The sequence below is a fragment of the Rhizobium sp. BK591 genome, assembly GCF_014195045.1.
Taxonomy (GTDB): Bacteria; Pseudomonadota; Alphaproteobacteria; order Rhizobiales; family Rhizobiaceae; genus Rhizobium; species Rhizobium anhuiense.
This window is the reverse complement of the sequence record NZ_JACIAZ010000001.1, coordinates 20967-47493: the sequence shown is the minus strand read 5'-3', so window position 1 is coordinate 47493 and position 26527 is coordinate 20967. Positions and strand designations below refer to the sequence as shown.

Below are 26527 nucleotides of genomic sequence, written 5' to 3'. Positions count from 1 at the left end.
CGCTTGGCTGCCGCCCGGCGCCGGCCTAGACTGACCAAATCGAAGCAGGAGGCAAGGCATGAGCGACGACCACGAGCACCATCATGTCGACTGGCGCGAACATGGCGTCAAGGTCATTCCCGGCAATTCGCTCGATCCGAATACCGCGCAGACGCCGGGCATGAACCGCGCGACTGCGATCAACAATGCGCGTGCCGGCGCCGAAAAGATCTGGGCCGGCACGGTAACGATCCATGCCAACGCCAAGACCGGCGCCCATCACCACGGCGATCTCGAAAGCATCATCTACGTGGTCAAGGGCAAGGCCCGCATGCGCTGGGGCGAACATCTGGAATATACCGCCGAGGCCGGCCCCGGCGATTTCATCTATGTTCCGCCCTATGTGCCGCACCAGGAGATCAACGCCAGCCGCGACGAGACGCTGGAATGCGTGCTCGTCCGCTCGGGCCAGGAACCGGTCGTCGTCAATCTCGACATCGAGCCGGTCGAAAAGCCGGAAGACGTCCCGTGGCTCGACCCGATCCATCGCTGATATCGGGCGCTCACACGGGACCGGAAACGCCTGCGGCGCGCTCAGGCGTGAACGACGCCGGCGCCGCTCATGGCAGTGTTCTCGATGATTCGGCCGGTATCGGCGGCATAGAGGTGGATCTGGTCGTAATCGATCGCGATGCCGATCGGATCTCCCGACTTCACCTTCACCGCCTCGGTCAGCGCCACGGCAAAGGGCAGCCCGTCGAAATCGGCGTGGACGACACGGCTTGCGCCAAGCTCTTCGATGAAATCGGCCGTTGCGGTGAGGGCACCCGGCGCATCCGGGGCCACCAGCCGGGCGGCTTCGGCGCGCATGCCGAGCACGACGCGTTTGCCTTTCAGCGGTGCGGCGCGCTCGCGCGGCAGCACGACCTTGCGGCTCTGGTCGTAGACGAAGACGCCCTCGTCATTGATCGTACCCTCGAGCAGGTTCATCGCCGGCGTTCCGACGAAACCGGCGACGAAGCGCGAGACCGGATGATGATAGACTTCTTCCGGCGTGCCGACCTGCTCCACCCTGCCGCCGTTCATCACCACCAGCCGGTCGGCCAGCGTCATCGCCTCCGTCTGGTCATGCGTGACGAAGATCGAGGTGGCCCCGAGGCGGCGGTGCAGGCGTCGGATTTCGGCGCGCATGGCGATGCGCAGCTTGGCGTCGAGGTTCGATAGCGGCTCGTCGAAGAGAAACACCTTCGGCTCGCGGATCATCGCGCGGCCCATGGCGACGCGCTGCCGCTGGCCGCCGGAAAGGGCGGCCGGCCGACGGTCGAGGAAGGGTTCGAGGCTGAGCGCCTTGGCGACTTCGCCGATGCGCCGCGTACGCTCCGCCGTCGAAACGCCGGCCACCTTCAAGGCATAGCCGATATTCTCGGCGACGCTCATATGCGGGTAAAGCGCGTAGTTCTGGAACACCATGGCGCAGCCGCGTTCGCGCGGCTCCATCTGGTTGACGACACGGCCATCGATGGCGATTTCGCCGCCGCTGATTTCCTCGAGGCCGGCGATCATACGCAGCAGCGTGGACTTGCCGCAGCCGGACGGGCCGAGGATGACGATGAACTCACCCGACTGGATGTCGAGATCGACGCCGTGGACGACGGGGGTCTTGCCGTAGTTCTTCTTCACGCCACGAATGGAGATCGGTGCCAAGGGAGTACTCCTTCACTTCTCGGTGGAGATAAGGCCGCGCACGAACCAGCGCTGCATCAGGATGACGAGCACCAGCGGCGGCGACATGATGATCAGGGTTCCAGCCATGGCGACGTTCCAGTCGGGCAGGCCGAATTCGGACGGGATCAGGGTCTTCAACTGCGTCACCGCAATGCCGAAATTCGGATCGGTGGTGATCAGCAACGGCCAGAGATACTGGTTCCAGGCCCAGACGAACATGATGGTGAACAGCGCGATCATATTCGGCCGCGAAAGCGGCAGCAGAATATCCCAGAAGAACCGGACCGGGCCCGAACCGTCCATCTTCGAGGCTTCGGCCAGCTCGTCCGGAACCGTCAGGTAGAACTGCCGGTAAAGGAAGGTGCCGGTCGCCGTGGCGACCAGCGGCAGAACGAGACCGGGATAGGAATTCAGCAGACCCCATTCGAGCTTGATCTGAATGCCGGTGATCTGCGAGACGAGCCAGCTTATCCCGGTGACGTCGAGGATCGTCTGGAAAGGCTGCAGCGCGTTGGCCGCAATCGAATAGGTCGGCACGATGCGGACTTCCAGCGGCAGCATCAGCGTGATGAAGATGATCCAGAAAATCACATAGCGGCCACGGAAGCGGAAATAGACGATCGAGAAAGCCGCCATGGAAGAAAGCATGACTTTGCCGGCACCGACCGTCGTGGCGAAGATGATGCTGTGGAACAGCTTGTTGCCGAGGTCGGCGCGAACCCAGGCGGCCTCGGCGTTTTCCCAGAAATGCGAGCCCGGCGTGAGCGGCAGCGGCACGCGATTGACCGTTTCCAGATCCAGCGTCGACGCGATGATGACGATGGCGAAAGGCAGGAGCGCGATCACCATGCCGAGCGCAAGAAGCGTATAGCAGATGAAGTTGAATATCGGCGTGCGTTCGATCATGTCCGCGACCTCACTTGTAGTGCACGCGCCGCTCGATGAAGCGGAACTGGAAGATGGTGAGAAGGACGACGAGCACCATCAGGATGATCGACTGCGCCGCAGCGCCGGAATAATCGAGACCTCTGAAGCCGTCGAAATAGATCTTGTAGACCATGAGTTCGGTGGCGCGCGCCGGCCCGCCTTGGGTCATGACGTCGACGATACCGAAGGAATCCTGGAAGCTCTCTGTGATGTTGATGACGAGCAGGAAAAACAGCGTCGGCGTCAGCAAGGGCAGCTGGATATCCCAGATCCGGCGCATCGGCCCCGAACCGTCCATGGCCGCCGCCTCGATCAGCGAGCGCGGAATGCCTTGCAGCGCCGAGAGGAAGAAGATGAAGTTGTAGCCGATATATTTCCACGAGAAGGCGACGATGACGGCGATCATCGCATCCTTGCCGTCGAGCGCCGGGTTCCAGAGACCGGGCCAGACGTGATTGATGACCGACAGCAGGCCGGCCTCCGGCGCCAGGATGAAGCGGAAGGCGAGCCCGAGAGCGGGAGCGGCAATTGCGTAAGGCCAGATGAACACCGACCGGTAGACCTTGTGGCCGCGCAGTTCACGATCGGTCAAAAGCGCCAGGATGAGCGCCAGTCCCATGGCAATCGCCGTCGAGCTGAAGCCGAAGATCATGCTACGGGTGATCGAGTCCCAATAGATCGGATCGGTGAGCAACTGTTTGAAATTGTCGAAACCGACCCAGGCATTGCCGCCGCCCCATGGCTGCTCAAGCGTGAACGCCCAATAGAGCGCCTGCGCGCTTGGCCAATAGAAGAAGACGAAGATCAGCAGCAGCATCGGAAATGCGAAGAGCAGTCCGATCGTCGTCGAGGAGAAAGTGACGCGCTTTTCCATGAGTGGTCGTTTTCGTCCTGGTTTGGTTTAAAGCATGTCGCGCAAAAGTGTGCAGCGGTTTTGCGGTAACGACATGCGCCGACATAAAGATCTAAAGCGCGAGCGGCGCGCTTTAGACGCGGGCGGCGAGTACGCATCCGCGGCCGATAAGGGAACTTACAAGGACGCACCCGGCGCGCGACGCGGGCCGGGTGCGGCATATATCGGGCGATCAGGGGAGCTGAACGTTCTTATAGGTCTGCTGGAAGCGGCGCAGGAGCGTATTGCCGCGTTCGGCAGCGCCGTCGAGCGAAGCCTGGACATCGGCATTGTTGACGAAGATGGCCTGCAGACCATTGGCGATTTCGGTGCGGACCTGCAGCAGGCCACCGAGGCGGATGCCGTGCGGAGCCGCGTCACCGGCAGGCGATGCGGTCAGGCTCTGAATGGCGAGTTCGCGGCCGGCATAAGGCGCCTTGTCGTAGAAGCCCTGCTTCTTGAGATATTCGAAGCCGGAGTTACGAACCGGGATGTAGCCGGTAACGGTCGACCAGGTCAGAGCCTCTTCCGGCTTTGCGATGAAGTTGAAGAAGGCAGCGGCAGCCTTGTATTCAGCGTCCGAATGGCCCTTCAGAACCCAAAGCGAAGCGCCGCCGACGTAAGAGCTGTGACGGGTTGCGTCGCCGTAGGTCGGGAGCATGGAAACGCCCCAGTTCATGCCTTGCTTGGCGGTGCGGCCAACATTGCCATGGTCGCCGACCGAGGTCAGGATGACCTGGCAATCGCCGGCGGCAAAGGCTTCGACGAAGGTCTGGCCGACGGCCTTGTTTTTGATCACGGCAAGCTTGTTGTCATACCAGGACTTGAGGTCCTTGATATAGCTGACCAGAAGCGGGTTCTTGTTGAACACCAGCTCGGCGTCGAGACCTTCAAAGCCGTTCTTCTTCGTGGCGATGGCTTCGCCGTTGACGGCTTCGAACTGCTCGATGTACTGCCAGACTTCGTTGTTGGAGATGTCGAAGCCGAGCGGACAAGCATAGCCTGCATCCTTCAGAGCCTTGAGGTCTTCGCCTGCTTCCTTCCAGGTTGCCGGAGCATGATCCTTGCCGATCTTGGCGAAGGCGTCCTTGTTCCAGTAGAGCAGAGCGGTCGAGGAATTGAAGGGGAAGGAGTACATCTCACCCTTCGAGGTCGCGTAATAGCCCGATATACCTGAGAAATAATCGTTCCAGTCGACGGTATAACCCATGTCGGCCATCAGCTTGTTGGCCGGATAATAGGCGCCGGAGAGCATGATATCGAGCGTGCCGGCATCGGAGACCTGGGCGATGGTCGGCTGCTTGCCGGCGCGGAAGGCAGCGATGGTGTTCTGCAAGGACGCATCGTAGCTACCCTGGCTGGTGCAGACGACTTCGTAATCGGCCTGCGACTGGTTGAAGCGATCGCACTGTTCCTGGACACGCTTGGCAATGTCACCGGAGTTGCCGAACCAGAAGTCGATCTTGGTCTTATCGGCGGCGGCGGCGGGACCAGCAAGAAACGCTGTAGCGAGAAGGGCGCCAACGGCGCCGAGAAGCTTGGCTTGCATGAGAACCTCGAACGTAAAAGGGACGCGCACTTTCAGCGCACGCCCTATTAGCGGGTTCAAATTGCCGCGGCCAATGAATATTCCATGACATGAAATGATCGAAATCCAGTTGTCATAAAAAATTCACATAGTTGTTATTCGCCGATATCGGAGATATATTTGGAGAAATTTCGAGGAGTTCTTTAGCATATTGCGAGTAAATTTCTATTACATTCAAAACAATGGAATTTTAGGGGGAATGCAATATTTATTTATATTTCGACCGGACGGATTTATTCGCCCGAACCATCCTAACGAAACTTGCCAACAGCCCGCATTTTTTGCCGTTGCACTGGTGTGCAACACTGGTTTCAGCCTCAGGACTGACGGGAATCCTTCAGGATCGCGGCAAAACGTGGATCGAATGCACGACTGATCGGCCCGGCGGCGGCACCCAGCGCCACCGACCAGGGATCGGCTATGCCCGGCTGCAGGCGCGGCAGTGTCCGGCCGCGGCGCTCGGCGATCGACGGCAGCAGCGGGCCGATCGCCGCAAACAGCCTGCTTACCAGCGCTTCCGGCGCGCTGCCGCAGAGGATCACCGTCTGCGGATCGAACAGCGTCTCGAGGAGATGGATGCTCCAGCGCAGGTCCGCTGCGGCCGCCTCGACCCAGGCGCGGATGCCGTGATCGCCCCTTAAGGCAAGCTCGTTGATCCGCGCATAAAGGTCAGGATCGGCGGGATCGATCGACAGATGCTGGTAGAGCGAGGCGAGCGAGGCGCGATGTTCGAGCGGCGTCGATTTGCCGTCGGCAAACAGCAATGCCATGCCGATCTCGCCGGCATTGCCGTTGGCGCCGCGGTAAAGCTCGCCGTTCAGAATGAGGCCGGCACCGATGCCATAGCCGACGAAGAGGCAGACGGCATGGTCGAGGCCATGGGCGGCTCCCACCATACGCTCGGCGGTCGCCGCCGCGGCCGCATCGTTCTGCAGGCCGACATCGAGCCCGGTGCCGGCGGCCAGCGTTTCCAGCAATGGAAACTTCTGCCAAGCCTCCATCATCCACGGATCGTCGCCGCTGCCGGCGACCCCGAAGGGTCCGGGCATGGCGGCGCCGAGGCCGACCAGCCGCTTTTCCGATTGCTGGACGATCCCGGCGAGCTTCGACCGCACGCCGGCGACGAGATCAAGGATGACCTTCGTCCCGTTAAACGGACCGCCTGGCGGCAGGCCGGCCTCGTCACGCACGAGAACGCTGCCGACCAGATCGACGGCGACCGCCCGCGTCACATGCCGGTCGATCTGCAGGCCGATCGCAAAGGCGCCCTCGGGCACCAGGCCGTAGGGCGTCGAGGGCTGGCCCCTGCCCTTCCGCACCGCCTCCTGCGAACTGACGAGACCGTCGCGTTCGAGTTCCTCGATGATATTGGACACCGTCTGCTTGGTCAGCCGCGTCGCCCGCGCCAGATCGGCGCGTGAAAGCGCACCGTTGATCCTTAGGGCATCGATCATCACGCGCCGGTTATGGGCGCTGGTGCCTTCGTGATTGGTGCCGCTCTTGGCCCGGATCGGTCGACTGTCATTCATCTGCAATTGCCTCTTGACTCCATTAGAATGTTGAAGAAGTATTAAGTCAATACATTTGACTTAATGAGGGACCGGAGAGTCCCAGGGAACGCAGGAAGCCCAGCGAGGCCTCCGACGACGCTCCGAGATGATGGACTGGCACGTTTTCAACACGCGCCTTCTCGAACGCCGAGGGCGGCGAAGTCCGCCCTCGGCAATGCGTAAATGTCAAAAACTGGAGGCTGCAATGCTGAAATCCCTTAACAAGACGCTTCTCGGTGCGGCCTTGATCGGCGCATCCTTTGCGCCGCACGCTTTCGCCGAAACGACGCTGAACGCGCTCTTCATGGCACAGGCCGCCTATAGCGAGGCCGATGTGCGCGCCATGACCGACGCCTTCGCCAAGGCGAACCCCGACATCAAGGTCAATCTCGAATTCGTTCCCTATGAAGGCCTGCACGACAAGACGGTGCTGGCGCAAGGGTCCGGCGGCGGTTACGACGTCGTCCTCTTCGACGTCATCTGGCCGGCCGAATACGCCACCAACAAGGTTCTGGTCGACGTCTCCTCTCGTGTCACCGACGAGATGAAGAAGGGCGTGCTGCCGGGCGCCTGGACCACCGTGCAGTACGACGACAAATATTACGGCATGCCGTGGATCCTCGACACCAAATACCTGTTCTACAACAAAGAAATCCTTGAAAAGGCCGGCATCAAGGCCCCGCCGAAAACCTGGGACGAGTTGACCGAGCAGGCAAAGACCATCAAGGACAAGGGCCTGCTCGCCACGCCGATCGCCTGGAGCTGGTCGCAGGCCGAGGCCGCGATCTGCGACTACACCACACTCGTCAGCGCCTATGGCGGCGATTTCCTCAAGGACGGCAAGCCGGCCTTCCAGACCGGCGGCGGCCTCGATGCGTTGAAATACATGGTCTCCAGCTATTCCTCGGGCCTGACCAATCCGAACTCCAAGGAATTCCTGGAAGAGGACGTCCGCAAGGTCTTCGAAAACGGCGATGCCGCCTTCGCTTTGAACTGGACCTACATGTACAACATGGCCAACAATCCGAAGGACAGCAAGGTCGCGGGCAAGGTCGGCGTCGTGCCGGCGCCGGGTGTTGCCGGCAAGAGCGAGGCTTCGGCCGTCAACGGCTCGATGGGCCTCGGCATCACCTCGGCCAGCCAGCATCCTGATGAGGCCTGGAAGTACATCACCTTCATGACATCACAGGCAACGCAGAATGCCTATGCCAAGCTCAGCCTGCCGATCTGGGCATCCTCCTACGAAGACCCTGCTGTCACCAAGGGCCAGGAGGAGCTGATCTCCGCCGCCAAGATCGGCCTTGCCGCCATGTATCCACGTCCGACGACACCGAAATATCAGGAGCTTTCGACCGCGCTGCAGCAAGCGATCCAGGAATCGCTGCTCGGCCAGACCTCGCCCGAAGACGCGCTGAAGTCGGCGGCCGACAACAGCGGCCTCTGAGCAAAGCATGAAACCCGGGCGGCGCCCGCCGTCGCCCGGTTCGCTTTCGATAACCTATGAATGAAGAAGGGTCGCCTCGATGTCGGGCACTTGGCTGACAACCCGCGCGTGGCTTTTGATGCTGCCGCTTCTCGTGGTGATGATATCAGTCATCGGCTGGCCTCTGATCGATACTATCGGCCTCTCCTTCACCGATGCCAAGCTCGTCGGCACGCAAGGAAACTTCGTCGGCATCGACAATTATGCCAAGATGATCTCCGGCTCGAATTTCCAGCGCACGCTGATCACCACCGCATGGTTCGCGATCATCTCGGTCGCCGCCGAAATGGTGATCGGCGTTCTGGCGGCGCTGTTGCTGAACCAGCAGTTTCGCGGCCGCACCGTGCTTCGCGCCCTGATGATCCTGCCCTGGGCACTGCCGACCGTCGTCAACGCCACGCTCTGGCGGCTGATCTACAATCCGGAATACGGCGCGCTGAATGCCGCACTGACCCAACTCGGTCTGCTGGAGGCCTACCGCTCCTGGCTCGGCGAGCCGGGCACGGCGCTGGCAGCCCTCATCGTCGCCGACTGCTGGAAGAATTTCCCGCTGGTGGCGCTGATCGCACTGGCCGCACTTCAGGCCGTGCCGCGCGACATCACCGCCGCCTCGCTGGTCGACGGCGCCGGTGCTTTCGCCCGCTTCCGCTTCGTCATCCTCCCCTATCTCGCCGGCCCGCTGATGGTCGCCTTGGTGCTGCGCACGATCGAAGCCTTCAAGGTCTTCGACATCATCTGGGTCATGACCCGCGGCGGCCCGGCCAACAGCACGCGTACACTGTCGATCCTCGTCTATCAGGAAGCCTTCTCCTTCCAGCGGGCAGGCTCCGGCGCCTCGCTGGCATTGATCGTCACGCTGCTGGTGACGCTGCTTGCCGCCGGCTACGCCGCCCTGGTGCGCAAGACCGCCGGGAGTGCCGCTTGATGGAACGCCAGAGCCCGCTCTTTTCCGCCTTCATCCATCTCTGCGCGCTGCTGCTCGCCGCCGTCATCCTGGCGCCGATCCTGTGGCTGTTCATCATGAGCATCTCGCCGGCCGCCGATCTTGCAGCAAAACCCCTGCGCTGGTGGCCGCAGACGGCGGATTTCTCGCGCTACGCCGTGCTGCTCTCGACGCTCGAAAACAGCGCCGGCGCCGCCTTCACCTCATCGCTGCGCAACAGCATCGAGGTGGCGGGCATGGCGACGATCGCCGCCATCGCGCTTGCGATTCCGGCCGGCTGGGCGGTGTCGCGCACGCCTTCCGTCGGCTGGTCGCTGTCGATGGTGATCGCCACCTACATGTTGCCGCCGGTGGCGCTCGCCGTGCCGCTCTATATGAGCCTCTCCCATCTCGGCATGCTGAACAACGTCTTCGGCCTCGCCCTCGTCTATCTGACAATTCTCGCGCCGTTCACCACCTGGCTGATGAAATCGGGCTTCGATTCCATCCCGCGCGAAATCGAATCCGCCGCGATGATCGACGGCGCCGGCCTGATCCAGACATTGCGGATCATCACGCTGCCGCTCGCCGCCCCCGTGGTCGCGACGTCAAGCCTCTTTGCATTCCTGCTTGCCTGGGATGAATTCTTCTATGCGCTGCTCTTCACCTCGGACCAGCGCGCCAAGACGCTGACCGTCGCCATCGCCGATCTCGCCGGCGGCCGCGTTTCCGATTACGGACTGATCGCGACGGCAGGCGTGCTCGCCGCCCTGCCTCCCGTGCTGATCGGCCTCGTCATGCAACGCGCCCTGATTTCCGGGCTAACCAGCGGCGGCGTCAAGGGATGAACATGACAGAAGAAACAATCCGGCCGGCCGGACTTGCCGCGATCGATCGCGAAATGGCGCGCCAGCATGCCGATGCGATCGCCTCCTACGAAGCTGCCCGGCCGATGGCGGCGAGGGCCGCCGCCTCGCTGAAGAAAACCGGCCGGCTGCTGCTGATCGGCATGGGCGGCTCGCACGCCGTCAACCGTGCCGTCGAGCCGCTCTACCGCGCGCTCGGCATCGATGCCCTCGCCTTGCCGCTGTCCGAGCAGCTCGGCCAGCCGCTGCCGATCACCGGCAGGACGATCTTCGTCACCTCGCAATCCGGCGAAAGCGCCGAGGTCGTGCGCTGGTTCGACGAGACCGGCGGCACGGCGGAGACCTTCGGCCTGACGCTCGAAGGCAGTTCCTTCCTTGCAAGAACGACCCCGTCGCTGGTGGGTAGCGGCGGCACCGAGCTTGCCTTCGCCGCCACCCGCAGCCTGACGGTAACCTTCGCCCTGCATCTGGCAATCCTTGCCGCCCTCGGCGAAGATCCGGGCGCCGCGCTTGCCGTCCTCAGGGCGCCTGAAGACCAGGACATCGCCGACGCCCTCGCCGCCCTCGAAAACGTCGCGACCGTCGTCACCTCAGGCCGGCGGCTGCAGGGTGTCGCCGAGGCGCTGGCGCTCGGATTGACGGAACTGTCGCGTCGTCCCTGCTTCTCGCTGGAGGGTGGCCAGTTGCGTCACGGACCGATGGAGATGCTGGGGCCGGAGATCGGCGTCGTGCTCTTCCGCGGCTCGGACGAGACGGCCGGCCTGGTCACCGCAATGGCGGTATCCGCCGTCGAGACCGGCGCCCCCGTCATCCTGTTCGACGCATCCGGGCAAGCGCCGGTCGCCGGCGCAGTGACGATCCGCTTTGCCCCTGCAACCGGCCTTGCCGCGATCTTCGCCATGCTGCCGGTTGCCCAGCGACTGATGATCGCCTTTGCCGATACCCGCGTGGAGAATGCCGGAACGCCTGTTCGATCCACCAAAATCACCCGGAGCGAATGAATGCGGCCACTTGCAGTCATCGGCAACGTCAATGTCGACCTGATCCTTGGACCGGCCGCCCCCTGGCCGAAGGCCGGGACGGAAATCATCGTCGACCATGACGAATTGCGGGTCGGCGGAGCAGCCGGCAACAGCGCGCTCGCCTGGCAAGCGCTTGGCGTCGAATTCGAGATCGCCGCCAACATCGGCAGTGACCAGTTCGGCCGCTGGCTGCGAGAAGCCTTCGGCCGCCGTTCAGAGAAATGGCCGGTGCGTCCTGAGAAAACGACACTCTCCGTCGGCATCACCCATCCGGACGGCGAACGCACCTTCTTCACCACAAGGGGTCATCTGCCGCGCTTCAGCCTGGCAGATGTCTTCGCGGTCATCGAGGGCGAGAGGCTTCAGGGCGGTTATGCCCTTCTCTGCGGCTCGTTCCTGACCGACGATCTGACGAGAGAATATGACGCCTTGTTCGACTGGGCCGACAGCCATGGCATCACCATCGCCCTCGATACCGGCTGGCCGCTCGACGGCTGGACAGACGAGAATTGCGCGGCGACACGCGCCTGGCTCTCCCGCAGCGGCATCGCGCTGCTGAATGAGGTTGAATCGACCACGCTTGCCGGCATCGCCGATCCGATCGAGGCCGCCCGTCACATCAGGTCGCATATGCCGGAGGGTGCGATCGTCGTCGTCAAACGTGGGCCGGACGGCGCCATCGCGATCGGGCCGGACGGCCTCTTGGTTTCGGTGGCCGCACCCGTCGTTGAGGTCGTCGATACGATCGGCGCCGGCGATGTCTTCAACGCCGCTTTCCTCGCCGCGCTCGCAAGCGATGCACCGCTGGTTTCCTGCCTCATGGCGGGAACCGAGGTTGCCTCGCGCGCCATTTCCACCCTTCCCCGCAACTATGGCGGCCCGATACACCTGCAGGAGCCAGTGCGATGAGCGCACTCGAAATTCAGAACATCCGCAAGACCTATGGCGACGTCGAAACGCTGAAAGGCATCGACATCTCACTCGAAAGCGGCGAATTCCTGGTGCTGCTCGGTTCCTCCGGCTGCGGCAAATCCACCCTGCTGAACATCATTGCCGGCCTTGCCGAGGCGACGAGCGGCGATGTCAGGATCGGCGGCCGCTCGGTGCTCGGCGTGCATCCGAAGGACCGCGACATCGCCATGGTCTTTCAATCCTACGCGCTCTATCCCAACCTGACGGTGCACCGGAACATCGGTTTCGGCCTGGAAATGCGCAAGGTGCCGGCGCCGGAACGCGACAAGGCCGTGCGTGATGCTGCAAAGCTGCTGCAGATCGAAAACCTGCTCGACCGCAAGCCGAGCCAACTTTCCGGCGGCCAGCGCCAGCGCGTCGCGATCGGCCGCGCGCTGGTGCGCAAGCCTGAAGTATTCCTCTTCGACGAACCGCTCTCCAACCTCGACGCCAAGCTGCGCATGGAGATGCGCACCGAGATCAAGCGGCTGCATCAGATGCTGAAGACGACGGTCGTCTATGTCACCCATGACCAGATCGAGGCGATGACGCTGGCCAGCCGCATTGCCGTCATGCGCGACGGCCGCATCGAGCAGCTCGGCACACCCGAGGAGATCTACAACCATCCGGCAACGCTCTATGTCGCCACCTTCGTCGGCGCGCCGCCGATGAACCTGCTGAAGGCAACAGTGCGTGACGATCGCCTGGCGCTTTCAGGCTCCGATGCCAGCCTGCCCCTGCCCGCCCGTTTCCGCGAGACGGCCGGCAATGGCCGCGACCTCATCCTCGGCATCCGTCCCGAGGCGCTTCGCACAGGCGGCACCGGCCCGTCGATCGAGGCAAACCTGGAGGTCGCAGAGCTGACCGGCCCGGAACTCGTCGTTACCGTCCTTGCCGGAAATCAGCGCCTGATGGCCTGCCTGCCGCCGCGCACGCCGATCCGCGACAACGAAAAGCTCACCCTCTTTTTCGACGAAGAGGCAATGCATCTCTTCGATCCGGAAACCGGCCTCAGCTGCGGCCGTTAGCGACGGAACGACTATCCCCGTCCCCTGCTCAATTCGCCGCGTCGGTGGGCTTCCGCTGGTAGACGTGGATATAGTCGACGAGCAGGATGGAAGGATTCGGCGTTTCATCGATCGGCCAACCTGAGCCGAGTGCCAGGTTCACCAGCGGATAGAACGGCATATGGAACTCCTTCGGCGTATCGAAGCTCCAGATGAACTGGCGGTCGAGGTAGAAGCTCGTCTTGTCAGCTTGGATATCGACGCCGTAAGTGTGATATTCGCTGTTCAAAATTCCATCCTGGACGGTTTGCCAATGGCCACCGGTGGTGTTCTGGCCACCCTGGCTCTGACGCCAGATATGAAAGCCCATGCTGAATTCGTAGGGCGCGCGTCCATAATATTCCAAGACGTCGATCTCTGCGGTGTATTTCGACCGGTCGAGCCCGATGAGCCAGAAGGCCGGCCAGACGCCCTTGCCCGGCGGCAGCTTCATCCGTGCTTCGAAATAGCCGAACTGCTGCGAGAATCCTTGGCCTTTCGGGTTCACCGACGACAACAGGCCCGAACGCCAGGTTCCATCGGCCTCCTTGCGCGCTTCGATCTTCAGAATTCCCTGATCGGTGGTAAACGGAAAGCCGGGGGCCGGATCGGTGAAACGGGCGTCACCGAAATCGCCGTTCCAGGGCGTATGGGCGATCCAGCGAGAGCTTTTCTCTCCCCAGGCCGAAACGTCGAGGCTGTCGAAACTCTCCTCGAACGTCAGTTGGTAGGCATTGATATTGAGCGGCTCCTGGGCGACGCTCGGTTGGCCGGGTAACGCCCCCAGTCCGAGGATGATGAGCAAACCAAAAGCCTTAGAAGATACCTTGTAACGCATTCTGCTCCTCCGAAAACGCCAAACCAATCGTTGGACTGCACTTGTTTCGATCATGAAGTGAGAACCCCGCTTCGTCGCGGCATGAGCCTTTGGACGACGATGGTCTCGATGCCGTCGGGTCTACCGACAACCTGCCACACGAGCAGCGCGAAGGCCCAGAAGATCGCTACTGCCGCCCCGCCGTAAAGCGCCAGGCTGACGACAAGGTTGAGGCCGACAGGCATGGCGGAGAGCATCGGCTCGATCCACAGCAGGAAAGCGATCATCGGCAAGCTCGCGGCCAGAGGCCGTAAAAAGGCATACAACTGAGCGGCAAACGTCGCGCCGATCAGCCGACGCGTGATGATGAGCGATGCGGCATAGGCGACAAGCACCGCCACGATCCGCGCACCCAATGCTCCTGCTACCTGAAAATAGACAACGCCCAGGATGGTGACCGGAACCCTGACGGCGAACTCGGCAAACATCCGGAGAGCGAGATAGCGGGTTTTGTTCAGGACCATAGCCAATGGCGGCATCATGTTCGTGGGAAGACCGAGCAGACTGACGATGCACAGCCATTGTAGAATCGGCGCCGCGGATGCCCATTTCTCGCCGACGATAATGCGTACGGACGGCTCGGCAAGAAAAGCGAGCGCGAGGAGGATGGGCGCAGCAACGAAGGTGATCGCGTTCGTCGCCTTCAGATAGGCCGCGATCAGATTGCGACTGTCATCGACGGTCGAGAATGCCGCCATCAGCGGACGCAGTAATGGCCCAACGAAGGTCTGGTATGGAATACCGGCGATGTTGTCGGCGACGCTGAAGGCGCCGAACGTCGACAAGCCGGTAAAGCGCGGCAAAAGCAGCCGGTCCAGTTGCCAGTTGATCGAACTCAGTACCTGCGAGACGGTGTTCCAGCTGATCATGTCCTGAAAGTGCTTCCACTCAGAAAGGCTGAACCTCGGCCGCATCGGCGCAAAGACATAGGAGGTGATCGCCGCGGCGGTCGGGCCTGCAACCGCGCCGATCGCCAGTCCCCAATAGCTGCCGGTCGCGACCGCCACCCCGACACCGAATAGCAGTGTCGACCCCTTGGTGATGAGATCGAGTGCGAACTCGCGTTTGAAATCGAACCGCTGCATGAACAACACCATGCGCGGGCTGATCACACTGCGCATGGCAGGCGCGATGGAGAGCACGGCGACAAGAGAGAAAATCCGGGAATCGTCATAGATCAGCGCCATCGGCCAGGAGATGATCATCATCAGCGTGCTGATGGCCACGCCTCGAAGCAGGCTGAGGGTAAGGGCCGTGGCAAACATATCGTCCGAAGGCGACGGCTGACGCATCAGGGCCTGCGTCAGCGGCAGGTCCAAAATTGTCTCGACGATGACCAGCACCGAGGTCGCGATGGCGACCAGGCCGAAATCCGCGGGGCTCAAAAGCCTTGCCAGGACAAGGAGGCTGACGAAATCGAGCATCCGCGCCAGGAATTTTCCGCTGATGGTCCAGATGCTCGCCGTCGCCGTCCTCTGAGATACGCTTGACATGGTCTGTTTATTTATTCCTCGTCGAGGGTTTGAGAGACGGTTTCGGTCGCGGCGGCAACGCAGGCGGCTCCGCTTCTTCCCGTCAGCCCGGCCGTCTTCTGAAGACGTCGGCGGGTCGGTCGCCATGGGTGGATAGTTGTTGCTCGATCAGGCCGGACAGACGGTCGCGGAACACGGCGGAAGAGAATTTCAACGAGTGCGCGCGGATCGCATGCGGATCGATATCGTCCTCCACCTCTTCGAACGCCGCCATCGTTTCCAGCAGAGCTTCTGTGGTCTGCTCCGCGAAGCGAAAGCCGACCTGCGGCGAGGAAACGGTTTCCCTGGCGCCGCCGGCGTCGAACGCCAGGACCGGCCGCCCCGATGCCATGGCTTCCACCGGCAGGATGCCGAAATCTTCGGTACCCGGAAACAACAGGGCGCGGCATCGCGACAGGTGATCGCGCAGAACGTTGAAGGGCTGATGGCCGAGAAACTCGACGGTCGGTCCGGCAATCGACTTCAGATAAGCCAATTGTTCGCCCTCGCCGATCACCACCAGTTTTCGGCCGGCCTCGGTGCAGGCGCGAACGGCGATATCCGGCCGCTTGTAGGTGGTCAGCTGTCCCGCATAGAGATAGAACTCGCCTTTCCCCTTCCCCACCGCAAAATCATCGGTCGCAACGGGAGGATGGATGACGATGGATTCCCGGTCGTAGAAGCGGCGGATGCGGCTTGCGACATAATCGGAGTTGGCGACGAACAGATCGACCCGCGAGGACGTCGTCACATCCCAGGCGCGCAGCATGGGCGCGGTGATCGACATCAACGCGCGGCCCACCCAGGGAAGGCCATGGCGATAGACATGGAACTGATCCCAGATATAGCGCATCGGCGAATGGCAGTAGCAGACGTGGAGGGCGTCGGCGCGTGTGATGATGCCCTTGGCGGGTCCGGATTCGCTCGACAGCACGAGATCGTAATCCTGCAGGTCGAACTGCTCGAGCGCGAAGGGCATCAGCGGCAGCATCTTGGTATAATGACGCTGCGCGCCGGGGATCTTCTGCAGGAAGGACGTGCGGATGTTCCGCGTCTTCAGAAAATCGCTGATGCGATCCCGGTTGCAGACGAGGGTGAAGATGTCGGCCTGCGGAAACATGCGGCACAGTTCTTCGACGACCTTCTCGCCGCCGCGCATCGAAACGAGCCAGTAATGCACGATGGCAACCCGCAGCTGCTTGGTTTCGCTTGCGCTTCCGGCCTCCGCGACGCGTCTTTTCGCCATCACAGGCGCATCACCAAGAAATGCTCTCGCGTCAGGAAGAGAGGTTGTTGCTTTAAGGGTCAACTGAATACTCCTTGTATCGCCACACCGTCTGTCAGTTCGGGAACCACATTCGTTGAAATCAGGCTGTGATATTCGGCAAGAAGCGCGTCGCGCCATTCTTCGTGTGTCGAGGCGAGATCCGGCGACAGCCGGAAAGCCCGCTCGCTCATGGCGCGGACCTCATGCCTCGGCATCTGGCTAAATCGCGCCAAAGTCTCGGCAAAGGCGCTTTCGTCAGCCGTATCACAGGCAAGCGCCATGCCGGCTCTTTCCATTTCCTCGGCGAGAAAGGCGCTGCGCGACATGATGACCGGCAGACCGCTCCTGGCTGCTTCGATAGCGACGAGGCCGAACGGCTCGGGATAGCGCGAAGGCATCAACAGGGCACGCGCCTTGCGGATGGTCGGGCCAATCTCCGCATGCGACTGCCAGCCCAAGGCCCTGACGTGATTTCCTGACGCTGCGACCAACGGCATCAGCGGCCCGTCCCCGATCACGCAGAGCCTGACGCCGGCTCTGCGCGTGGCGGCCACAGCGTCTTCTATGCCCTTCTCCTCGTCCAGCCGCCCGATGAAGACGAACTCGTCGTTGGCCTCCGCCTCGATGCGTTTGATGGAGAGAGGAGCGACGGGATTGCGGATCGTCGTCAGCCGCTCCGGTCGATAGCCGGCGCCGACGAGAAAGCTCGCCATCTTCTCGTGCAGCAGAATTATCCGGCCGAAATCGGCCTGATCCTTCAGGCGCCGGAGGATATTGGAGCCGCGGGCGACCCGCCACAATTTATGCGAATAACTTCTCTTGTCGCAGGCCGTTGCAATGCAGCTTCCCCCGAGCGGACGTCGAAGGCAGATTTCCTGCGCCTGATAGTCGAAGAACGCGCCGTTGGGGCAGGCCGTGAAGAAATCGTGTGCGTGAACCACGCATCGCCTGGCGACCGGCATCAGCGCCCTGAAAATTGCCGGAGACAGGATCTGGTGCCAGCCATGCACATGATAGACGGTGTTGGCGGTGTCCTGTGCGGCAATCCAGTTGGCGACCATACGGACGGCGGCGCCATTGTGAATGCCGGTCACGAAAGCCTTGGCACGTTCGGCGCTGAGCAGGTCGCGGCTGTTCAGCCCGACCATCGAGACCCCAAGTGCGGCAAGCTCCGCATTGGCGGCGTCATCCCCGCAAATATAGGTTACAGGGATGCTGAGTCCCCGAAAAAGCTTGGCAGACAACACCGCAAGCGCTGTTGCACCGCCTCTGGCCACCGAGTAGTCGTCGATGATGACGACGCGATCGATTTTTGTGGTGCCGGGGCGGGGAAAGCGGCCGAAGCTAGCAGCGGATCGAGGGGCCTCGGGGAGCGATGAGCCCATCACTTCACCGAAACCGCGTTGGCACAGGCCTCCAGCGCCTTGCGGTTGAGAATGCGGATCTTGCCCTGCCCGCCGTCGATGATCTTGCTTTCCCGCAGGCGCCTCAGGCATTGATTGACCTTCTCGCGGGACGCCGGCAGCGTCGCCGCCAGGTCATTTTGCGAGATGACCAGCTCGTCCCCGCTGTTTGCCGCATCTTTTCCATATACGGCGGAGAGCCGCAGCAGCGTACTGGCCAGCCTCGACTGCAGGCTCGACGCCGCATTTGCAATGATGCGGAGTTCAAGCTCTGAAATACGCGCCAGCGCCCTGGAGAAGACCTTTTCGCGAAAGCTGGGGTCGCTGGCGTACATGTCGCGCAGCAGCCGGCCTTCGAAGAAATGCAGTTCGCAGTTGGAACCGGCTCGGTATTCGAGGCTCAAGGCCTGCCTGCGCAGAACCTCGAGCTCGCCGATAAGGCCCGATTTCGGAATGATCTCGACGATGAATTCCCTGCCGTCGGGTAGCATCGTGCTTGCGCTGACCACCCCCGACTGTACGCGCGCAAACGTATCGACGAGAACGCCGGCCCCGGCGATGACCTCGCCGCGCCGGAAACGTCGGACGCTCGATCGGCAGGAAAGAAATTCGTCGTCAATGACGATGCGACTGTTGAGATGAATGCCGCCGTTAGCCGGTACCGCCGCCTTGCCGATGCCGGCTCTGCGATCTGATGCGTGTGTCAACCCGTCCATGCGCACAACTCCCAGTACTCGAATAACCATAGGCAATGCTGCACTGCATCATTTATATTGTCTTAATATGAGAGTCAAATAACATCGGCAAGAGATAACGCAAAGATAAAGTCTACATTTGGTTGAGAAGCAAAAGATACATTATCAATTGCAATCAAAATTTCGGCGAAACCACAAAACCATCGTTCAATCAATGACACATGCTTATTAAACAGTCTTGGTGAATTAAAAATCAGCAACAACCGAAATGATCATATCAAAACTGTAAATGAATCTGCGCCTATTAATCACCATGAAGTAGGTTAGATTGTCATTAGATATGAAAATAAGGCTATTGGGTGTAGTTGGAATTCACTAATGCCGGTTAGTAGCATAAAGAATTTGTTAAGGATTATGACCTTGGTAACAGACAACCAGGGTGCGGCGCAGCAAACTTTCAACGGTTCTTAATCGGAATGTTTGGAGAGCACCGATGACATGGGAAGCACATAGTTTCGAGGCTTGGTCGCGTGTTGGGCGGCCGCCCGCGAAAGGCGGCGATCTCCATTCGTCCCGGCCCCGTGCAGCGGGCAGATCGTCGAAGCGCGCGATAGACCTTTTCATCGCCGTTATCGCCTTGATCCTGCTTTCCCCGCTTCTGTTGCTCGTCGCACTGATCGTGAAGATGAGCGACCGCGGCCCGGTCTTCTATTCCCATACGCGCATCGGGGTCGGCGGAGCGCCATTCGGATGCCTCAAATTTCGGACGATGAAGACCGACGCGAGTGCTCAGCTTGCCGAATTGCTGGAAAACAACCCGGCTGCGCGAAGCGAATGGGAAGCGACGCGCAAGCTGAAGGACGATCCGAGAATCACGGCCGTCGGCGAGATTCTGAGGCGGTCGAGCATCGACGAGCTTCCGCAACTGATCAATATCATGCGCGGCGAAATGAGCCTTGTCGGCCCCCGGCCGATCACCGCCGAGGAACTGCCGCGCTACGGCGAGCATATATGGGCCTACATGGCCGTCCGCCCGGGCCTGACCGGTCACTGGCAGACCAGCGGGCGCAATGATGTCAGCTACGAGTACCGGGTTTCCCTCGACGTCCAGTATCTCAACAACTGGTCGCTCGGCCGGGACTTCGTCATCATTGCCAAGACAATTCCCGCCCTGTTTTCGCAGCGTGGCTCGTACTGAGCCTTCAGGGGGAGGGCTGCCGATCATGCCTGAAATCGGAAGACACGCTACTCCCCCCGTCCCCTCCAAGCTGCCAGCACCCGGTCACCCGGTGCCTGGTGACTCCGTGATATCGCCATTTTGGAATAGGACGACATGACCTCGAGCACGATCTTCAGCGGTGTTTCTCCGATATCTCTGCCTCCCGCAGCCACTGGCGGGAATTCGCCGCTGACCTTGCGGGATATGCTGTTCTTTCTCAGAATGCGCTGGCTGTGGATTGTGACGACGACGATCGCCTTCCTCGCAATCGCAGGGAGCTACCTGCTGACCGTCGAGCCGACTTTCGTTGCCAACACGCAGCTTGTGATCTTCCCCCAGGTGAGCGGCTCCGAAGCCCAGAGGGCTTTCGCGGAAGACGCATTTATAGAGGGTCAACTGGAGATTGCCAAATCCAGCGATGTCGTCAGCGGAACGGTAAGAGTCCTTGGTCTCGACACCGATCCTGACTTTGTCGATCAGACGCCTTCGCTGCAGGACAGGGCAAAGAACTGGTTGATGGGAATCTCTTCAGAACCGGACGCATCTCAGGAAACGGCAGACGCAGCCACGAGTGAGAGACGACCGCAGACGGAAGAGGAGCGGACCCACGATCGGGCGATCGCCACGCTGCAGAGTATGATGGGAGTACGCCGGATCGGCAGTTCGACGATCATCGAGATATCGGCGGCAGCGTCCACCCCTCAGAAGGCAGTCGACATCGCCGACACGCTCGCCAGGCAGTATATCCAGAAGAATATCGCGATGAAGGCCAATGCTTCCCGGCAATATAGCGACTGGCTGGCAAAATTCGTAATCGAGCAGCAGCGGGGACTGGCCGAAGCTGCCAGCGCCCTGGCCAGCTTCACCAGCAATCCGCGCGATCAATTCAAGCTTGCGGAACTGCAGAGCGCGACGGACGCTCGCCGCACCCTCTATGAAAATACCTTGAACCAGCTGACCGAAGCCAAGCAGCGCATCACCTACCCGGTGTCCGATGCGACGATCGTCTCACGAGCCACGCTGCCTCTTTCGAAGGAGAGACCACGCAGCACGCTCATCATCGCCTTTGCGGCGGCGGTTGGTCTTGGCGCCGGCCTGGCACTTGCCATGATCAGGCATGCCGGCGATCGCCGGATCGTCCGCCCCCATCAGATCGCGGAAGCCGGTGGGCTGCCCTTCGTCACTTTGCTGTCGACATCGAGGAAGAGCCGGAATGGAGACCCCGCGCGTTTCCTCGCCGCCGACACCGGCAGTAGCGACACAGCCGCCTATCCTGTTATTCCGGGCATGGCGGAATTGAGCGCGACGGTCGTCGGTCTTCGGCGCAAACGCCGGGTCGTCATCGGTATAGTCGCCGTCAATCCCGGCAGTGGCGCATCGACCATAGCATGCGAACTTGCGGTGCTGTCGTCGATATCAGGGGCGCACACGCTGCTGATCGATGCGGCCGCGCAGAAATCCTCGCTCAGCAAATCGATCGCGCCCGATAGTTCCACAGGCCTCGTCGATGTTCTCGACAATGGTGAGCTGATTCAGACGGCGGCATTGCCGCTCACCCCGACGCTGAAATTCCTTCCCCTCGGCAAGGTCGAAGCGGTGACGCCGGCCATTCGCCTGAGTTCCCGCCGCACGCAGTTGAGCTTTGCCGACCTGAAAAAGGAATTCGACGCCATATTCGTCGATATCTCCTCATTCTCCGCGTCGCCGGATGCCAATGCGATCGCGTCGGAGCTGGACGGTGTCCTCGTGGTGACCTCGCACGGGCACACTTCGATCGACGATACCATGCGCGTCATCGACACGCTGCGGAATGTCGGCGCGGAGATCCTCGGGGCGATCATCAACCATGCGCCGAAGAGAATGCAGTCATGACCTCCCCCTCGGCAGAAGCAACCAGGCAGGACGGGTCGATCGGGCCGGCGCCTGTCCCTTGCGGACCTGAAGCCATGGCGGAGCGCGCAAGCCATCCACTGCGAATGGCCGTGGGGATCGCCTCGGCGGGCCGCCCCTCGATACTGCGGGAGACGGTCGACTATCTCACCGCTCTGCCGAACCAGGCGGAGCGGCTGATCGTCTGCGTGCCCGCGATCGACGATGCCGCCGGGCTCGCCGACCGCTGCGATGTGGAAGTCATCGTCGGCAGCCGCGGCCTGACCTCCCAGCGCAACCGGATCATCCAGGCTGCCGCTTTCGATATCGATGTTCTGATCTTCCTGGACGATGACTTCATTCCCGCCGCGACCTTCCTGCCCCGGATGGCGGCCGTCTTTGCGGCTAACCCCAACGTGGCGATCGCCACCGGCGAAGTCCTGGCCGACGGTGTCCTGGATGGTGGCCTCAGCATGTCAAAGGCCCTGCAGATCCTTGATACTGCGGGCGAAGCAACCGAGCGGGTGACGGAGGTCTACAACGCTTACGGATGCAACATGGCGGTTCGCCTTTCACCCGTTCTCGAGCACGCGCTGGCCTTTGACGAACAGCTGCCGCTCTATGGCTGGCTCGAGGATGTCGATTTCAGCCGGTCCATCGCCCGCTATGGCAGGTCCGTGCATGTCGAAGGCGCCCGCGGGGTGCATCTCGGTGTCAGATCCGGGCGCCAGCCCGGGCGAAGGCTCGGCTATTCGCAGGTTGCCAATCCCGTCTATCTGATCCGGAAGGGCACGATGTCGAGGGGTCGTGCCGTCGTCCAGATCGGCCGCAACATCCTGGCGAATACGCGGGGCCTCTTGTTCAATGACCGCTTGATCGACCGCTGGGGACGTCTGAACGGAAATTTTCTGGCGCTGTCCGATCTTGTTGTCGGCCGTACCTCTCCGTCCCGCATTCTCGAGTTCGGCAATCCTTCGCCGCGCGAGATGCCGTCGCCATCGATCGCAACGAAACGGAGATAGCAGACAATGCAGCACACATCCTTGTCCGATCGCCTCGTCTCCGTCGCCCTTGCATTGCTGGTATTCTCCTGCATGACCGGCTGGAGCGTCGCCCATGCGGAAAACTACACTCTTGTGCCGGAAGACCAGGTGAGACTGCGTGTCGTTGAATGGCGATCGTCGGATTCCCGATATGCCAGCTGGGAGGCGCTCGACGGGACCTATGCCGTCGACGATGCCGGCAATCTGTCGATCCCGATCGCCGGCCAGGTGCAGGCGATCGGGAAAACAACGCAGCAGGTCGCCGATGCGATCGCCGGCGCACTGTCCGAAAAGGCCGAACTGCCGGGAAAACCGTTCATCGCCCTGGAGATCGCCCAGCATGCGCCGATCTTCGTAACCGGAACCGTGCAGACCCCCGGGCGCTATGCTTTTGAGGCAGATATGACGGTCATGAAGGCCGTCAGCATTGCCGGCGGCTTCCTTCGGGATCGCGAGGAAAATACCGTCTTCGAGCGCGACCGGATCCAGGCTGCAGGCGCCTATCGAACGGCCATTCTCAACAGGCGCGATCTTCTGATGCGCCAGGCGCGGCTGCGTGCCGAAATTGCCGGCGAACAGAGTTTCGAGATCCCTGCCGAGCTCGTCGGAACGCCCGATGTGGACAAGCTGAAGGCGCAGGAATTGAACCTGATGCGGCTGCGCCGCGTCGATATCCAGAGCCAGATCGACGCGGCGAGCGACCTCGCGCGTCTCTACGGCCAGCAGGTCGAGTCGCTCGAAGCCAAGATCAATTCGCAGAAGCGGCAGATCGATCTTGCGCAGAAGGAACTGGATAATGTCAACAGTCTGGTGAGCAAGGGCCTGGTCAGCAATTCCCGTCAGGTCTCGGTCGACCGCTGGGCGGCGGATGCACAAGGTACGCTGATCGATCTCGAGGTCGCCCTGACCACGGCTCGCCAGGGGCTCAGCGAAGCCGATCGCTCGAAGATCAACATCGCCAACAGGCAGAACAGCGAAAACCAGGAACTGCTGAATCAGGTCAATCTCGCGATCGGCAGGGCGGCAATCGACATCCAGGTGGCCCAACTCCTCGGCGAACAGGCCGGATACAGCGCTCAACTCGCGCAGATGAACACCGACATGCCGGGTCTTGGCAGAGCACAGAAAAACTACCGGATCGTGCGTCGCAACGACGATGGGACTTATCGCAACATCGAGGCGGACGAGACGACCACCTTGCGGCCACATGATGTCGTCGAAATCGGCATCGACACCGACACCGACCTTCAGACGCCACCGCCTCCACTGCAACTGCAGTCCGCGCCGCAGCAGCAAAGCTCGGCAGTCCCGCTGTCTAATGTCGCCGGAGACAATCAGGCGGCTCCCGGCTGGATATCCCAGACGGGAGCGAATTAGGGGGCGGCTGTGATCATCGATGACAACAGGCGGCTTTCGCCTCAAGCATCGCGCCGAAAGCCGGATACCGGTTTTCGGCAAACCCGATGCCTTGGCCGTTCGTCCTCCGGATCGGGATCTGAAGCATGTCGATAGAACCGATCGGCTTCCTCATTCTGCTGCTTGGCCTGCTCACCATGGTCAACGGCGCGCGTTTTTCTATAGCGACCCTCTGCCTGTCGACGCTCTTGGGCGCCGCAGCGGCGCTCCAATTGCCGGCGCTCGGCAGCAGCAGCATCCAGCCGAGCCATCTTCTGGTGCTCTTTCTCGTTGCGGCCGCCCTGCTGCGCCCGGCTCAAACGCAGGCCATACTGACCAGCCTCGCCTATCCGGGCCCCGGCTTCTGGTTTGCCACCTACATCCTGTTTTCCGTGGCATCGTCTTTCTTCTTGCCCCGCATTTTTGCCGGCGCAACCCTCGTCTATTCCTCGGCACGAGACGCATCGGGCATGATGTCGACGGTAGCCGCGCCGCTGGCGCCGGGTTCGTCCAATCTCAGCCAGTCTGTCTATCTGCTCGGCGACCTCGCCTGCTTTGCCGTCGTTTCAGGGCTTGCAAGACTTGGATATGCCCGTTTCATCGCACAGCAGTTGATCGTGGCGTCAATCGTCTGTTTTGCCCTGGCGTTGATTGATATCGGAACCTTCCTGACCGGCCAGTCCTACCTGCTCGATGTCATCAGGAACGCAAATTATACGATGCATACGGCCGAGACGATCAGCGGCTTCAAGCGCATTGTCGGCCCCTTTCCCGAAGCAAGCATGTATGGCGCGGTCGCACTGGCCTATTTTTCCTTCACGCTCATGCTCTGGCTGGAGCGTGTTCAAAGCCGAATGGCGGGACTTGCAACGCTTTTCATCGGCCCGACGATCGTCCTCTGCACGTCGACGACCGCCTATATCGCGGGCATCTTCGTCGTCTGCATGTTCGTGCTGTTCTGCCTGAAACGGCTGATCGGGGGCCCGGCTACGACGCCGCATGTCACACTCCTGGTGATCACGCTGTTCTTGATCCCCTGCGCCATCGTCGCACTCAGCCTTGTCCCCGACGCGTGGGATTCCATCGCCGGCCTTGTGAACACCACCCTATCGGACAAGCTCCAATCGCAATCCGGCGAAGAGCGGACCGCCTGGAATACGCTGGCATTGATCGCATTCGTCGACACCGCTACCTTCGGCGCCGGGCTCGGCACGGTTCGAGCTTCGAGTTTTATCGCAGCCCTGCTCTCTAATGTCGGTTTGACCGGCACTCTGCTCTTCGCCACCTTCCTGTACAGCCTTGTGAGGGCGTCCGGCCGCCACATATCAGGCGATCGGAAAACGCACGCGATCGGAAACGCCGCAATTATGGCATCGATAGCTCAGGTCGCCTCGGCATCGATATCAGGAAGCGGTACCGATCTCGGCTTGCTGTTCAGCACCACGGCGGGCCTGGCGGCCGGTTGCCTGGCGACAACCAATATCTCGCCACGACAGGCGACCCGATCGCTTGCCAACCGGACCCCACTGGAGACATCGACATCTCAGATGAGAGCGCCGATGTTTTCAACGCGATGACGCCCGCCTTGCAGTTTCGCCATGGCGCGAGATGGTCTCGTCGAGCCATCGGCATGCCCGCGCCGGTTCGGAATCGGCCGGCCGCGCCGCATCTTTCAAACATTGCCGGTAATAGCAATTCGTCGGCCGAACGCGATCGCGCAAAACCGTCCCCAGAAGGCTATTCTGCGGATTCTATGTCAAAATCAGCTCTGCTGGCGCTCTCTGGTGGGCGCGACGTTATCTGCGACGGAATTGTTTTGCCGCTGCCTGGCACTACGCCGCACAAACCCCGAAACGAACACGCCTGCCAAGTAGCCAACTTCCATGAGTGCGAGGATGGCAATGGCAGAGAGGATGGCCGCGATCATGGAGGAGCCGTCGCTGAAAACCACGCTGCCGAAGCCGATTGCCACGAGGAAGGCGAAAATTGCGAAAGCCCAGGCACGGATGGAAGCTCCGGCAGCTATCGATATCACCGCTGCCACGACTGCGGTGATCAACATGACAATTCCCCTTCCCTCTGCTTTCCGACAAGGGTCCCGGTACCGACCGTCGTACCGCGAAACACGATGTCGAAACACAGCCTTTTTACAGGCAAGGCACTCTTCATGGCGAATATCTCAACAATGAAACACATAAAAACCGCCGGCGGCCAGACACCCGTTCAGCTCTGCGGCGCTGAGCACCGGCTATATATACCGAACAGGGCCTTCATATGACAGACCCGTCGGCTCAATT

Annotated in this window: 23 protein-coding genes; 12 read left to right on the top strand and 11 right to left on the bottom strand. The window is 61.3% G+C overall.

Features of this window, described 5'->3' with window-relative positions; all coding sequences use genetic code 11:
• The first annotated feature begins 58 nt into the window (after window positions 1-58).
• On the top strand, window positions 59-532 hold the full coding sequence (locus tag FHX10_RS00200; protein WP_063474372.1) for a cupin domain-containing protein: 474 nt from the start codon (window positions 59-61) through the stop codon (window positions 530-532).
• Between the two features lie 41 nt (window positions 533-573).
• On the opposite strand, the gene FHX10_RS00195 is transcribed toward FHX10_RS00200, so the two are convergent.
• The 5 genes from FHX10_RS00195 to FHX10_RS00175 form a co-directional block, all read right to left on the bottom strand.
• Complete coding sequence (locus tag FHX10_RS00195) at window positions 574-1683, bottom strand: sn-glycerol-3-phosphate import ATP-binding protein UgpC (protein WP_063474371.1); 1110 nt, start codon at window positions 1681-1683, stop codon at window positions 574-576.
• A 12-nt stretch (window positions 1684-1695) separates the two neighbouring features.
• A complete protein-coding gene (locus FHX10_RS00190; RefSeq protein WP_025570018.1) occupies window positions 1696-2610 on the bottom strand; it encodes an ABC transporter permease subunit in 915 nt (304 codons plus the stop codon).
• 10 nt (window positions 2611-2620) lie between these two features.
• Entirely contained in the window at window positions 2621-3505 is an 885-nt protein-coding gene (locus tag FHX10_RS00185) for a carbohydrate ABC transporter permease (protein WP_017965892.1), read from the bottom strand.
• A 211-nt stretch (window positions 3506-3716) separates the two neighbouring features.
• Window positions 3717-5072: an extracellular solute-binding protein gene (locus FHX10_RS00180; protein ID WP_025570020.1), complete on the bottom strand. Its 1356-nt coding sequence runs from the start codon at window positions 5070-5072 to the stop codon at window positions 3717-3719.
• A gap of 356 nt (window positions 5073-5428) precedes the next feature.
• Window positions 5429-6640: an ROK family transcriptional regulator gene (locus FHX10_RS00175; RefSeq protein ID WP_063474370.1), complete on the bottom strand. Its 1212-nt coding sequence runs from the start codon at window positions 6638-6640 to the stop codon at window positions 5429-5431.
• A gap of 226 nt (window positions 6641-6866) precedes the next feature.
• Between FHX10_RS00175 and FHX10_RS00170 the strand changes: the two genes are divergently transcribed.
• The 6 genes from FHX10_RS00170 to FHX10_RS00145 all read left to right on the top strand — a co-directional run bounded on the left by FHX10_RS00170 (window position 6867) and on the right by FHX10_RS00145 (window position 12933).
• Entirely contained in the window at window positions 6867-8105 is a 1239-nt protein-coding gene (locus FHX10_RS00170) for an extracellular solute-binding protein (protein ID WP_063474369.1), read from the top strand.
• Window positions 8106-8184: 79 nt separating this feature from the next.
• Window positions 8185-9069, top strand: coding sequence for a carbohydrate ABC transporter permease (locus FHX10_RS00165; RefSeq protein WP_063474368.1), 885 nt, complete (start codon window positions 8185-8187; stop codon window positions 9067-9069).
• The gene (locus FHX10_RS00160; protein ID WP_063474367.1) at window positions 9069-9914 is read left to right on the top strand and encodes a carbohydrate ABC transporter permease; all 846 of its coding nucleotides are present in this window, start codon (window positions 9069-9071) and stop codon (window positions 9912-9914) included. The genes FHX10_RS00165 and FHX10_RS00160 overlap by 1 nt, the downstream gene beginning before the upstream one ends.
• Window positions 9911-10933 carry an SIS domain-containing protein gene (locus FHX10_RS00155; RefSeq protein ID WP_063474366.1) on the top strand — a complete coding sequence of 341 codons (1023 nt, stop codon included), beginning with the start codon at window positions 9911-9913 and terminating at the stop codon, window positions 10931-10933. The genes FHX10_RS00160 and FHX10_RS00155 overlap by 4 nt, the downstream gene beginning before the upstream one ends.
• A complete protein-coding gene (locus tag FHX10_RS00150) occupies window positions 10934-11863 on the top strand; it encodes a PfkB family carbohydrate kinase (RefSeq protein ID WP_063474365.1) in 930 nt (309 codons plus the stop codon). It abuts the gene before it with no gap.
• A complete protein-coding gene (locus FHX10_RS00145; RefSeq protein ID WP_063474364.1) occupies window positions 11860-12933 on the top strand; it encodes an ABC transporter ATP-binding protein in 1074 nt (357 codons plus the stop codon). Before FHX10_RS00150 ends, FHX10_RS00145 begins: the two co-directional genes overlap by 4 nt.
• A 28-nt stretch (window positions 12934-12961) precedes the next feature.
• Here FHX10_RS00145 and FHX10_RS00140 read toward each other — a convergent pair whose 3' ends face one another.
• The 5 genes from FHX10_RS00140 to FHX10_RS00120 all read right to left on the bottom strand — a co-directional run bounded on the left by FHX10_RS00140 (window position 12962) and on the right by FHX10_RS00120 (window position 18725).
• Window positions 12962-13789 carry a glycoside hydrolase family 16 protein gene (locus FHX10_RS00140; RefSeq protein WP_025570030.1) on the bottom strand — a complete coding sequence of 276 codons (828 nt, stop codon included), beginning with the start codon at window positions 13787-13789 and terminating at the stop codon, window positions 12962-12964.
• A 50-nt stretch (window positions 13790-13839) separates the two neighbouring features.
• Window positions 13840-15321 carry a lipopolysaccharide biosynthesis protein gene (locus FHX10_RS00135; protein ID WP_063474363.1) on the bottom strand — a complete coding sequence of 494 codons (1482 nt, stop codon included), beginning with the start codon at window positions 15319-15321 and terminating at the stop codon, window positions 13840-13842.
• Window positions 15322-15403: 82 nt separating this feature from the next.
• Window positions 15404-16648 carry a glycosyltransferase family 4 protein gene (locus FHX10_RS00130; protein WP_063474362.1) on the bottom strand — a complete coding sequence of 415 codons (1245 nt, stop codon included), beginning with the start codon at window positions 16646-16648 and terminating at the stop codon, window positions 15404-15406.
• A complete protein-coding gene (locus FHX10_RS00125; protein ID WP_176707352.1) occupies window positions 16645-17994 on the bottom strand; it encodes a glycosyltransferase family 4 protein in 1350 nt (449 codons plus the stop codon). Before FHX10_RS00125 ends, FHX10_RS00130 begins: the two co-directional genes overlap by 4 nt.
• Entirely contained in the window at window positions 17991-18725 is a 735-nt protein-coding gene (locus tag FHX10_RS00120) for a Crp/Fnr family transcriptional regulator (protein WP_063474360.1), read from the bottom strand. Before FHX10_RS00120 ends, FHX10_RS00125 begins: the two co-directional genes overlap by 4 nt.
• Before the next feature lie 472 nt (window positions 18726-19197).
• Here FHX10_RS00120 and FHX10_RS00115 point away from each other — a divergent pair, with 472 nt between their 5' ends.
• From FHX10_RS00115 to FHX10_RS00095, 5 genes are all read left to right on the top strand, one after another.
• Window positions 19198-19902, top strand: coding sequence for a sugar transferase (locus FHX10_RS00115; protein ID WP_028756174.1), 705 nt, complete (start codon window positions 19198-19200; stop codon window positions 19900-19902).
• 135 nt (window positions 19903-20037) lie between these two features.
• Window positions 20038-21795, top strand: a complete 1758-nt coding sequence (locus FHX10_RS00110; protein ID WP_028756173.1) for a GumC family protein — start codon at window positions 20038-20040, stop codon at window positions 21793-21795.
• On the top strand, window positions 21792-22814 hold the full coding sequence (locus FHX10_RS00105; protein ID WP_028756172.1) for a glycosyltransferase family 2 protein: 1023 nt from the start codon (window positions 21792-21794) through the stop codon (window positions 22812-22814). The genes FHX10_RS00110 and FHX10_RS00105 overlap by 4 nt, the downstream gene beginning before the upstream one ends.
• Window positions 22815-22820: 6 nt before the next feature.
• Entirely contained in the window at window positions 22821-24212 is a 1392-nt protein-coding gene (locus tag FHX10_RS00100) for a polysaccharide biosynthesis/export family protein (RefSeq protein WP_028756171.1), read from the top strand.
• A 125-nt stretch (window positions 24213-24337) separates the two neighbouring features.
• Complete coding sequence (locus tag FHX10_RS00095; RefSeq protein WP_028756170.1) at window positions 24338-25807, top strand: hypothetical protein; 1470 nt, start codon at window positions 24338-24340, stop codon at window positions 25805-25807.
• 185 nt (window positions 25808-25992) lie between these two features.
• On the opposite strand, the gene FHX10_RS00090 is transcribed toward FHX10_RS00095, so the two are convergent.
• Complete coding sequence (locus tag FHX10_RS00090; RefSeq protein ID WP_028756169.1) at window positions 25993-26292, bottom strand: hypothetical protein; 300 nt, start codon at window positions 26290-26292, stop codon at window positions 25993-25995.
• Window positions 26293-26527: the final 235 nt, after the last annotated feature.